A 12,390-nucleotide genomic window follows, 5' to 3' on the forward strand; every position below is an offset into this window, starting at 1 on the left:
GATAACTAGTAAAATACAATAAGGCTTCAAGAGGTGATATTGGATGAATGAGAAAAGTATTCGAGTACTAGAATATAAAAAAATTATTGATTTATTAGGAGAAAAATGCGTATCTTCATTAGGCAAAAATATTAGTTATGGGTTACAGCCTATAAATAATCTTGATAAAATTAAAATTCTTCAGATGGAAACTAGTGAGGCACAAAGTATTCTTATTAGAAAAGGAAATCCTCCTCTGACTGGAATACATGATATTTTATCGCTAGTTAGAAGAACGGAAATTGGATCTTATCTAGATCCTGGTCAATTGCTTCATTTGAAAGCTACACTAGCTGTTGCTAGAAGACTAAAACAATTTATGAAGGAAGAGGATAAAGAGCAAGAGCAACAATCCATTGTTGGGGGATTAATCAAATCACTGAAAACTGTTAAGGAGATTGAAGATAAAATTGATCTATGCATAGTAAGTGAAACAGAAATATCTGATAATGCTTCGTCAGAGTTGAAGGGTATTCGTCGTTCTATATCCAGTAAAAATGATGCTATTAGGAACAAATTAAATAGTATCATCAGTTCCACCACTTATCAAAAATATTTACAGGATACCATTGTTACCATCAGACAGGATAGGTTTGTAGTACCAATAAAGCAAGAGCATAAAGGACAATTCCCAGGATTAGTACATGATCAATCCTCAAGTGGGGCTACTCTATTTATTGAGCCTATGGCGGTTGTGGAGCTAAACAATGGATTAAAAGAACTAAAGCTTAAAGAGAAGAAAGAAATAGAAAGAATACTAATGGAAATTTCCTCAATGATAGCAGAAAGAGGAGAAGATATCAAGAGCAATCAAAGTATTTTACAGGAACTAGATTTTATTTTTGCAAAAGGAAAGCTATCTTTGGCCATGAAGGCAATTGAGCCCAGCTTAAATAAAGATGGGCTTATAAGGATAAAAAATGGCAGGCATCCTTTATTGAAGGAAGATGAAGTAGTGCCAACAAATATATGGATAGGTGAAGATTTTCGACTTTTAGTGATTACTGGACCAAATACGGGAGGCAAGACTGTTACTTTAAAAACTGTGGGTTTATTGTCTATGATGGCTCAAAGTGGTTTACATGTACCAGCAGATTATGGAACAAAGCTAGCAGTTTATGATAACATTTTCGCTGATATTGGAGATGAGCAGAGTATAGAGCAAAGCCTAAGTACTTTTTCTTCACATATGACGAATATTGTAAATGTTTTAGAAGGAATTACACCTAATACATTAGTATTATTAGATGAATTAGGGGCTGGGACAGATCCAACAGAGGGTGCAGCATTAGCAATGGCTATTCTTAACCATTTAAATAATCTAAAGGTTTCTACAATAGCAACTACCCATTATAGCGAGTTAAAGCAGTATGCTTTAATGAAGGACAATGTAGAAAATGCATCTGTAGAATTCGATGTTGAAACCTTAAGGCCCACCTATAAACTATTGATAGGAATTCCTGGGAAATCTAATGCATTTGAGATATCAAAGAAATTAGGTTTATCGCATACCTTGATAGAAGAAGCAAAAACTTTATTGACTACTGAAAATATTGAATTTGAAGATCTACTGCAGAATATCGAAAAAAATAGAACAGAAGCAGAAAAGGATAGATTAAATGCCAATAAAATAAGAATTGAAGCAGAGAATTTACTGAAGAATTATCTAGAAAAGAAGGAAAAATTAGAACATCAACGGGAAAAGCATATTAAGGAAGCAAAACAAGAAGCTTTTAAAATAATAAAAGAGGCTAAACAAGAGGCTGAAGAAATAATAGATAATTTAAGAAAGATGAAATTAGAAGAAGAAGAAAAAGCTATAAATAAAAAAATAAATGAAGCTAAAAGACAAATAGATGATAAAATGCACAATTTAGCAGAAGGTTTTCAAGAAAACATACTAACAAAAACCAGTAAAAATCCACCTTTGAATCTTAAACCGGGAGAAACTGTGAAAGTCTTGTCCTTAAATCAAGCTGGACATGTTCTTGCTCCAGTAAATGAAAATAATGAGGTGTATATACAAGTAGGCATTATGAAAATGAATATACCTGTTTCAAACTTAGAAAGAGTTGATAAAAAAGGAGAGAATAGACAAAAAGGTATAGCTAAAATTGCAAAGAAGAAAGCAACCAATATAAAAAATCAATTGGACATCAGAGGTAAAAATTTAGAGGAATCCTTTATGGAGGTGGATAAATATTTAGATGATGCTTATCTAGCTGGACTTGTTGAAATTACAATTATTCATGGAGTAGGCACGGGGGTTCTAAAATCTGGAATTAAGCAAATGCTAAGAAAGCATAAGCATGTAAAGGATCATAGGGATGGTAAATACGGAGAAGGTGGAGCTGGGGTTACGATTGTAGAATTAAAGTAAACTTTTTATCATCTCAAAATCCTTCAATTAAAAACATGAATTTTTTAGGAGATTTCTATATTATTATATTAAGGATGTTAAGTAATTCCCTGATTCAGAGGCTTTAAATCTTTAATTAAGTTTTTAAAAATATTATTAAGAATTAGGTGATAAAATGAAATTAATCAGTGCTTGTCTACTGGGAGTTAATTGTAGATATAATGGAAAGAATAATGAAAAGCCTTCTATTTTGAAATCTATTGGGGAGGATAGTTTTATTCCAATATGCCCAGAGCAATTAGGTGGCTTAACAACTCCTAGACCACCGGCAGAAATACAAGGAGGAGATGGGGAAGATGTTTTAGAAGGCAAAGCAAGAATTATCAATAAAAATGGTGAGGATGTAACAGAAGCCTTTGTGAGAGGAGCAAAAGAAACCTTGAAAATTGCCAAATGCTTAGAGGTTAGTGAAGCGATTTTAAAGGCAAGAAGTCCTTCCTGTGGAGTCGGTGAAATATATGACGGAACCTTTTCCAATGTTTTTAGAAAGGGATGTGGAGTAACTACTGCTATTCTTAAGAAAAACGGTATTATGATATATTCAGATGAAGAATATCCTATAACATCATAGACACAGATTCTTTAGGCATAAATTTGTTGATTGTTGCAAAAATATATGATATATTAATTAACAAAGTAAAAATAGAGATATACCCATGATAAGGAAAGTAGATGTAATATGTTGTTACAGCGAGTCAGAGTTGGTGGAAGTCTGATACAGTTTTGCATTGAAACGCACCTTTGAGGTCCTGTCCGAAACTATTTAGTAGGGCAAGGCGGTTTTCACCGTTATTTGAAATAAGAGTGGGCATGATGCCAATCAGAGTGGTAACACGGGATAATACTCTCGTCTCTAAACATAGGGATGAGAGTTTTTGTTTTCTAAAAAACTATTGATCTAGGAGGTTGAATAATGGTAGATTTTAAAAAATTAGTAGTTGATATCCTCAAGCAAAACATAGCGGATTCAGAGGAATCGGAAATTTTATCTATGATAGAAATACCACCAAATCCTCAGATGGGTGACTTTGCTTTTCCTTGCTTTAAACTAGCGAAAACTTTTCGAAAGGCGCCCCCATTGATTGCTAAAGATATTGTTAATGCAATTAAACCAACTACATATTTCGAAAAAATAGAACAGGTGGGGGGGTATATTAATTTCTTTGTCCATAAGGCTATTCTTGTAGAAGAGACAATGAAAGAAGTATTTGTAAAAAAAGAGCTTTATGGGAGTGATGATTTAGGAAAAGGTAAAAACGTTATTGTAGAATTTTCTTCTCCGAACATTGCAAAACCGTTCCATATAGGACATATTCGAAGTACTGTTATCGGAAGCTCTATTAACCGAATTTATAAATTTCTAGGGTTCAATACCATTGCTATAAATCATTTAGGAGATTATGGAACCCAATTTGGAAAATTAATTGTTGCCTTTAAAAAATGGGGCAATGAAGAGGAAGTGCGAGAAAGTCCTATACCCACTTTATTAAAGCTATATATACAATTTCATGATGAAGCTGAGAAGGACCCAGCATTGGAAGAAGAAGGTAGAATGTGGTTTACTAGATTAGAGAATGGTGATGCAGAAGCTTTAGAACTATGGAAATGGTTTAGAGATGTAAGTTTGGAGGAATTTAATCGAGTATATAATCTGCTAGGCATTTCTTTTGACTCCTTGGCAGGAGAAAGCTTCTATTCTGATAAAATGCCTCAGGTATTAAAAATGATGGAGGAGAAAAATGTATTAGAAAAATCCGAAGGGGCAGATATAGTTAATCTTGAATCTTATGGGTTACCTCCTGCATTAATTAGAAAAAAAGATGGGTCAACGTTATACATTACTAGAGATATTACAGCCGCAATCTATAGAAAAGAAACCTATGACTTCTATAAAAACATATATGTAGTAGCTTCTCAGCAAAATCTACACTTTGAGCAATGGATAAAGATAATTGAAATGATGGGGTTTGAATGGGCCAGGGACTGTTTACATGTTCCTTTTGGACTGGTAAGGCTAGAGGAAGGTACCATTGCTACTAGAAAAGGAAGAGTAGTATTTTTGGAAGATGTACTAAAAAAAGCAATAGAGAAAACCAAGGAAATAATTAAGGACAAAAATCCAAACATTTCAAATCTTGAGGAAGTAGCAGAGGATGTGGGAGTAGGCGCTATAGTATTTCAAGAGTTGTCAAATAATCGGATAAAGGATTATACTTTTTCTTGGGATAAAGTATTAAATTTTGAAGGGGAAACTGGACCTTATGTTCAATATACCTATGCGAGAGCAAGCAGTGTTCTGAGAAAGGCTGATGTTCCAGTAGACATAGAGATAAATTCAGCTTTACTGACTGATGATATTACAATGGAGGTTGTCAGAGGTATACAACAATTTCCTGAAGTTGTTAAAGATGCTCAAAGGAAGAATGAACCTTCTATCATAACGAGACATATTATTGATATTGCACAAGCTTTTAATCGCTTTTATCATGATCATCCGGTATTAGTAGAAGAGAAAGAAATCAAAAGGGCACGTCTAGCCATTGTATTTTCAGTTAGACAGGTTATCGGTATAGGATTGAATCTTTTAGGGATAAAAGCGCCTGAAAAAATGTAATATAGAACTGTAGAAAGATCCAGTATCCTTGTGTATTTCTTTATACGCTTTGGTAACTGGATTTTTTTATATTTTGATTTTAAAAGGTACTCAGTAGTTTTCTATACTATTTTAAGTAACAAAAAATAGCGAGATTTTGTATAAATTGTCTCTTTATACTATAATAAAAGAATAAAAGCACATAGAAAAAGTTTAGGAGGAAAAGGTTTGACTACAGAGGGAAAAATAATAAATAGTCTTTTATGGATGGCACATGGTGATGCTTTAGGCTTTCTCATGGAGAATACAAATTCTAAAGAAATTGCCCTCAAGGACTTTACTTATTGTTATAATAAAGATTTGGTTATGGAAAAACAAAAAGGACAATATAGCTATATAACTGAGCTAATACTAATTATGATTAAATGCTTAATAGATGATGCTTCAGAATTCAAAATTGGTGTAGATTATCAACGGTTTTATGAAGAACTAAAGTTATGGAAATATTATCGCCATGGTAATGTTACCACTATTCTTGAACGATTAAATAATAAAGACTATTATACAAGCGAAAGTTACTGGAATAACACAAGTGGATCAAGTATAAGTAGAATTATCCCTATCTTAATAGCCAATAAAAACTATCATGTAGCAGAAATAGAAGCTTATAAAAATCTATTATATCTAAACAGACATCCACAAGTGCTGTTAGCTGGATTGATACTATTAAGATCTGGATATTTGTTGTTAGAAAAGGGATTTATTAATAAAAAAGAATTCATCGATGAATTAAAAGACTATTTAACACAGCTTCAATTAAAATTATTAAATGAAAATCTTAGAGGAAGACTACCTAAGAACTATAATATACAATTTGAAAAGGAAAGAATTCAGTTTCTTATAGATTTGGATCGCTTCAAAAACGATAAAAGAAAACAAAATAGTCTTTGGAACAGTAGAGAAATGTTATTAAGTTGTATAGATTTTTATTTTACACTACAATCAGGAAATCCCAAAAGTTTAGATGGTATACCACTTTTAGATAAGAAAGAAATAATGGCTCTAAGTTATGGGCTTTGGGGAATAAATTCTAAAGAAGCATATGAAAGGAAAAACTTAGTCAAAGATGAAAAATCTATCTTTAACATGGGTCAATACTTATACAATTTAAGAAACTATCAAATTCAAAGGAAGAATAATGATAAACAGAGAGAATCCAAAGAAATGCAAGACATATTTAAACTTAAAAAAGATGAAAGGTTACAACACCCAATTTTAAATACAATTCGTATAATAGAGAAAGTCGAAACAAAAGACTATATAAAAGTATTAGTTAAAACCAAAATAGGAACATATACTTTTTTAAACTACAAAATAAGACAGTAGAACTTTTCGATTGCTGAAAATTCTCCATCTTCTTTATCACTTCAAAAACCCAGCACCTTTACGTATTAACTATACGCTGCAGTAGCTGGGTTTTTTGTGTCTACAAGCTGAAGATTTTTGAACAGTCTGGAGGTTGTTGATCTTTTCAATAGTCTAAGCCAGTAGAACTTTATTATTTAGTGGTTAAAAGCTTTTTTCTAAATAGGTAATAAATTCTTCTTCAGTAGTATTAGATAACAGACATAACTGTTTAACTATAGAATTTTTAAGCTCTAGAAATGAGGAAATTTTAGTATTTTCACCTGTATATTCAAGTGCTTTAATAATCATTAATATGTCTCTTTTAGAAATTTCTTCAACTGATATTTTTGCAAATTCATCCATGTTTTTCTCTCCTTCTGGTGAAAAAAGTTATATACTATATTTCTACAACAAGATAAAAAAACCTTCAAATTCCTACAAATTTTTTTTGATGAGAAGGGATATATAAGCAAGAAAAAAGCACTTATATTTAAGTGCCTCTATATCATTTAACAATACTAGCTTTTAAGCAGCGATGTCATAGGTACAGTTAATGATATTATGATAGACTATATACAAGCCTACAATAACAACGGCCTCAATAGAACTTTCCAAATCGTTTTTTAGACTTTCATTTTTCAAGGAATATGTTCCATGCAGCGTATCAACTAAAGACTTAATCGGGTGAGAAGTTGTGTTCTCTATATTAAAATAACTCTTAGGAACATCAATCTTGTTATTATAAGTCTTATATAACTTATGAAGGTTTGATTCATATGCAAGGTGATTTAGAAAATTATTTTTATAAGTAGCCCTATCGTTATGTGGAACACAAAAATAATCAGCAATATAATGGGTTACTATACCAATTTGTTTTGAAAGAAGTTTTATTTGTTCAGTATTGTTACATAAAGAGAGTTTTCCCAACCTATATATTTCATCTGTAATATACTCGTAAGACTGAGGTTTAAAGTGTTTAAGACCTTTAAAATGAAGAGGAATATCTGGTTTGATACTCCCATAAATCAAATTCTTCATATCTAGATTTAAATAAAATTTTTCTTTGATACTTCTATGGAGTTTTGTTGCGATGATAATATGACTTTGTGGTAACAAAAAAGAACCGCCTTTCTTTGAATTATATACACAATAGTATTATATTGGAGAAATGGCAATAATACAATAGGATTCACATAAAATTTATGATTATACACATTATTCAAATAGAGATAATCTACTGGTAATAAAGCAATGTACATCTTTAATATATGGAAATTTGTGCTATAATGTTCATGATACAGAAAAACATATATAAAAAGGAATGATACTATATGAAGGTTTTACTAACGGGGATAAATGCAAAATACATACATAGTAACCTAGCTATTAGATACTTGAGCAATAGTATAAAAAGCTTTGTAGAAAACATTCAAATAAAGGAATTTACAATTAATCATAGCCAAGAATATATCATGAATGAAATATATAAAATTCAACCAGATGTTGTTTGTTTCTCCTGTTACATTTGGAATATACAAATAGTACATCAAATAAGTAGATTATTGAAAAAAGTTATGCCTCAGATTACAATCGTACTTGGCGGTCCAGAAGTTTCTTTTGAAACAGTAAAGGTCATGGAGATAAATGATGCTATAGATATAGTAGTTATAGGAGAAGGAGAAATTACTCTTTCTAAATTGATCTATGCCCTTAACAATGATGAAGATTACTCTTCGATACGCTCTTTAGCATTTCGTGCAAGAGGCAGGGTGTTTATCAATGAAGAATGTATATCTCCAATAGAAATGCAAGAGCTAATTTTCCCCTACAAAAACGAAGTGCTGAGCCAAGATAAAATAATTTATTATGAAAGCTCAAGAGGATGCCCTTTTAATTGTCAATACTGTTTATCATCAACCTTTCAAGGTGTTAGATTTCGACCTATTGAAATGGTGAAGGAAGAGTTGAAGTATTTAATTGATCAAGAAGTGAGACAGGTTAAGTTCGTAGACAGAACATTTAATGCTAAGAAGCAATATGCTATAGATGTTTTACAGTTTATCCTTAAGCATAGTAAAGGTAAGACGAACTTTCATTTTGAAATAACAGCAGACCTACTTGATGAAGATATGTTAGATTTGCTTAAAAAGGCTCCTGCGGGGTTATTTCAATTTGAAATAGGAATTCAATCTACTAATTCAGAAACTTTGCAGGCTATACAAAGAGATAAAGATTTTGCTAAGATAAGAGATGTAGTTACAAAAATTTCTTCTGGTAAAAATATTCATCAACACTTAGATCTAATAGTGGGGTTACCTAAGGAAGATTACTTTAGCTTTAGAAAATCCTTTGACGATGTATTTGCATTAAGACCTGAAAAACTTCAAGTGGGTTTTTTAAAGCTATTAAAGGGTTCAGGTATTCGAAAAAAAGCCTTAGAGTATAACTATATTTATGATGATAGGCCACCATATGAAGTCCTAGAAAATGATGCTATAAGCTATGGAGAAATTATGGTTTTAAAAGGAATAGAAGAGATGGTGGAGACCTTCTGGAATACCAGGATGTTTAGTAGCAGTATAGAAGTTGTTATTACAAATTATTATAGCAGTCCTTTTAGATTCTTTGAAGAACTGTGGTTTTATTGGGAGGAAGAAGGTTATCATCATCAATATCATAGCAGAAATAAATTATACCAAATTCTTTTGAATTTTTATCTAAATAAAAGCTTTGAAAACAATGAAGTATTTAAAGAGGTACTAAAATTTGATTTTTTAAAGTATAACAAGACTTCAACTTTACCAGATTTCTTTTCTTCTTGTAAAGATATTAAATTCAAGGAAAAATGTCATAGGTTTTTACAACAACCAAACAATTTACAGCGCTATTTACCTCAATACATCGATCTTCCTGCTAAACAAATTATAAAAAAAGTACATTTTGAACAGTTTCAATATAATATGTTAGAATTAGAAAATAACCCTAGTGCTTTAAAGCATATAGAAAAATGTAAGGTTGTCTTATTATATGATTATGATATAGAAAGTAAAGCAATAGAACATTGCAAGTATTATTTATTAAAAACTATTGAATTCTCGGAAGAACCCATTATATAATAAAAAATTGAAGAGGTGAGAAAAACAATGGAAATAATAAAGGATATTTTCTATACAAATAGAAAAGTTACAAAAAATGCTATAGAGAGCTTATACAAAAACTGGATTATCATTTTTACAGGATTGTTTTATTCAATAGCGATTATAATATTATCTATGCTGCTGCCTCATTTTTGGATATTAGCAGGGCTGGTACACATTATTTTCTCTAGTGCACTAGTATCTAATTACTTATATCTAATCAGTTGTATTATAAGAAAAAATAAATTTGGTCTCCAGGACTTTAAGGATGGATTCACAGTATATTTAAGAAAAGTATGGGGAGTAATGTTTATTGCGTGGGTTGCATCTCTTATTTTTAATACTTTTTTGACACCTTTTTTTAGGGGGATGGCAATTGGACTAATTATAAATGTAGTAGTGCTAATTGTATTGAACGCTATACCTGAGGTAATCTATCAGAAACATTATAATCCATGGGAAACCATCACCTACACAGTTGAATTTGTTAAAGACAACTGGATAGAATGGTTTGCACCTAATTTAATTTTACTAGGAGTTCTCTATTTTTTAACGGGAAGCTTATTAACAGGAATATACTTTTTTCTTCAATCCCTAAGAATTATCTTCCAATCTCCAATAGGGTTGATACTATTTATCTTAGGCCAAGTGTGGCTTTCCTTCACAATGATATATCGAGGATATCTCTTTGAAATATTAAGCACTAGCAATAGAAGGAAAAGGTTATTTATGCGAGAATTTTGATATATTACAGAGTTGATAACGCTACAATTATTTCGAGCAGATGCTATTCAATGGAGGAGACCTAATGAACACTATTTATAAAAAGTTGAATAAAGATGATTTACATCAATCTTTGCTTTTGTTTAAAAAATTGAAAGAAGAGGCAGCAGAAGTTACATACGTAGATATTGTAGAGAAAAAACAAGTTGAAAATTGGTTACATCAGCCTAATTATTATATATATGTTGCCATTATTGATGAAAAAATAGTAGGATTTTTTAGAGGCGTTAGAGGCTTAAGCAATGAATCACATGGTATCTTAATCACTATTGCAATTGATCCTGATTATAGAAATAGACATATTGCTAAAAGTCTTATTTTGTATAGCCTGGATGATATTAAGAAAAAAGAAAAAAATATATCTTTAGCTAGAGCTTATGTATATAGTAACAATAAGGCCTCCATCAATACAATGTTATGTTGTGGCTTTACTATTTCTGGAAGTGTCTATCAGCATCATTTTGATGCTAAAACAAAAACATATATAGACGATGTCATTTTTCATAAAATACTGGAATAAATAAATTATAAAATGTATGGAGGATAAAAATGATTTTTCTAATAGATGATTACTTGTTAAAAAGGACAGAGGAATTGTCCTTTATTCACTTAAAGAACGACGCACAGTTAAATATAAGGAACTATAAGCTTCCTCATGATGGGTTAGATATGCCTATCATGATAGAAGAACTAGCAGAGAGTATTAAGAAGAAAGAAGTAAATGAAGTAATTACTATAGGAAGTATAATAAGAGGAATCATATACTTGTTAGGAATAGATTCTAAATTCAAACACAAAAAAGAGTATATTGAATTTTTATACAAAGCGAACCCTAAAATTGAAGAATATATTTTATTTCAAGGATTACAAGCGCTGGAAGTAAATAATCTAATAAAGGGTATTATATACTTTAAATGCTTGCTTTTAATAAATCCCAAGAACACCAATGCTCTAATAAATTATGGAACAACCGTATTACAATATAGAGACAAAGAGCTTATTACAATGAAAAAAACATATACAAAGTTTACTAAAGAAGCAAGAGACAAGTTAGAGGAATTATTGTTAATAAAGAAAGATGAGCCTTTAGCTTATTACTACTTAGGATTTATATACAAAGATAGTAAGCAATTTATTAAAGCAAAGTTGCACTGGGAAAAAGCTATAGAACATGGAATAGAGGAAAAATACAAAGAGCACCTCCAAGCATTGCTTATAGAGGTTGAAGATATGGTGCAATATGAAAAAGGATATGAAGCAGTGCTTGCTGGCAGACCTCAAGAAGGCTTACCCCTATTAGAGGAGTTGAAGAAAAGGTATGAGGAGTGGTGGAACTTATTGTTCTTCATTGGCTTAGCGCATCGGCAACTAGGGGCGTTTCATGTAGCGCTTCAATACTTTAAAAGAGTTTTAGAGCTGAAAGAAAACCAGGTAGATAGCATTGTAGAATTAGGTCTATGCTATGGAGCCCTTGGTGAAATAGAAAAATCTATTGAAGAATTTCATAGAGCATTAGCATTAGAAGAAAAAAACAGCGAAGTATTATGTAATCTAGCGATGATGTATTTTGAAATAGGTGACAAGACAAAAGCAGAAAAATATATTAACTTATCCTTTGATATTAATCCACATGATGAAATTACTATTGCATGCAAGAAAAAAATAACTGGACTAAAATAATCGTTTTTTGACAAATCTACATCTTTATTGCAGGTAAAGTAGTAGGTAAAAAAGAATAAAATATCTGGAGAATAATTTATAATGAGTACACTTACTAAAAATAGTTAGGGGATAATAGCTGTTATTAAGTTCATAGGATGGATTTTTCTTAAGTTTATATTAAGCTATATATAATGTATAAAAAAAAATAAAATTGCCAAACTATATTTTAATGACTTAAACACAGTGTAAAATATCAAAAACCTATTGACAAACCCGCAGATATTTGATATAGTAGTAAAAGTCGCCGCTGAGGAAGGGGCGCAGGGTAAGAAGAAAAAGCCAGCAAAGAA

The 12,390-nt window shown here is 31.0% G+C and carries 10 protein-coding genes and 1 other annotated feature; of the genes, 8 read left to right on the top strand and 2 right to left on the bottom strand.

Translation table 11 applies throughout. The annotated features are described in order from the left end of the window. The first annotated feature begins 43 nt into the window (after positions 1 to 43). The 4 genes from BMX10_RS12725 (at position 44) to BMX10_RS12740 (ending at position 6,437) form a co-directional block, all read left to right on the top strand. Entirely contained in the window at positions 44 to 2,419 is a 2,376-nt protein-coding gene (locus BMX10_RS12725; RefSeq protein ID WP_090444839.1) for an endonuclease MutS2, read from the top strand. A gap of 154 nt (positions 2,420 to 2,573) precedes the next feature. Then, the gene (locus BMX10_RS12730; RefSeq protein ID WP_090444842.1) at positions 2,574 to 3,029 is read left to right on the top strand and encodes a 2-thiouracil desulfurase family protein; all 456 of its coding nucleotides are present in this window, start codon (positions 2,574 to 2,576) and stop codon (positions 3,027 to 3,029) included. A 76-nt stretch (positions 3,030 to 3,105) separates the two neighbouring features. Further along, positions 3,106 to 3,316, top strand: a binding site (T-box leader). Positions 3,317 to 3,371: 55 nt separating this feature from the next. Beyond that, positions 3,372 to 5,072, top strand: coding sequence for an arginine--tRNA ligase (argS, locus tag BMX10_RS12735; RefSeq protein WP_090444845.1), 1,701 nt, complete (start codon positions 3,372 to 3,374; stop codon positions 5,070 to 5,072). Positions 5,073 to 5,279: 207 nt separating this feature from the next. Next, positions 5,280 to 6,437, top strand: a complete 1,158-nt coding sequence (locus BMX10_RS12740; protein ID WP_090444848.1) for a hypothetical protein — start codon at positions 5,280 to 5,282, stop codon at positions 6,435 to 6,437. 183 nt (positions 6,438 to 6,620) lie between these two features. Here the strand turns inward: BMX10_RS12740 and BMX10_RS12745 are convergent, their stop codons facing one another. Both BMX10_RS12745 and BMX10_RS12750 read right to left on the bottom strand, forming a co-directional pair. Beyond that, entirely contained in the window at positions 6,621 to 6,821 is a 201-nt protein-coding gene (locus BMX10_RS12745) for a hypothetical protein (protein WP_090444851.1), read from the bottom strand. A 162-nt stretch (positions 6,822 to 6,983) separates the two neighbouring features. Then, a complete protein-coding gene (locus tag BMX10_RS12750; RefSeq protein ID WP_090444854.1) occupies positions 6,984 to 7,574 on the bottom strand; it encodes a zinc dependent phospholipase C family protein in 591 nt (196 codons plus the stop codon). Positions 7,575 to 7,789: 215 nt separating this feature from the next. Here BMX10_RS12750 and BMX10_RS12755 point away from each other — a divergent pair, with 215 nt between their 5' ends. The 4 genes from BMX10_RS12755 (at position 7,790) to BMX10_RS12770 (ending at position 12,058) form a co-directional block, all read left to right on the top strand. Next, positions 7,790 to 9,574: a B12-binding domain-containing radical SAM protein gene (locus BMX10_RS12755; RefSeq protein ID WP_090444857.1), complete on the top strand. Its 1,785-nt coding sequence runs from the start codon at positions 7,790 to 7,792 to the stop codon at positions 9,572 to 9,574. A gap of 27 nt (positions 9,575 to 9,601) precedes the next feature. After that, the gene (locus BMX10_RS12760; RefSeq protein WP_090444859.1) at positions 9,602 to 10,339 is read left to right on the top strand and encodes a hypothetical protein; all 738 of its coding nucleotides are present in this window, start codon (positions 9,602 to 9,604) and stop codon (positions 10,337 to 10,339) included. 64 nt (positions 10,340 to 10,403) lie between these two features. Beyond that, positions 10,404 to 10,898 carry a GNAT family N-acetyltransferase gene (locus BMX10_RS12765; protein ID WP_170834815.1) on the top strand — a complete coding sequence of 165 codons (495 nt, stop codon included), beginning with the start codon at positions 10,404 to 10,406 and terminating at the stop codon, positions 10,896 to 10,898. Positions 10,899 to 10,927: 29 nt separating this feature from the next. After that, the gene (locus BMX10_RS12770) at positions 10,928 to 12,058 is read left to right on the top strand and encodes a tetratricopeptide repeat protein (protein WP_090444865.1); all 1,131 of its coding nucleotides are present in this window, start codon (positions 10,928 to 10,930) and stop codon (positions 12,056 to 12,058) included. The last annotated feature ends 332 nt before the right edge of the window (positions 12,059 to 12,390 follow it).

Origin of the sequence: Natronincola peptidivorans (assembly GCF_900111615.1) — a bacterium.
Lineage (GTDB): Bacteria > Bacillota > Clostridia > Peptostreptococcales > Natronincolaceae > Natronincola_A > Natronincola_A peptidivorans.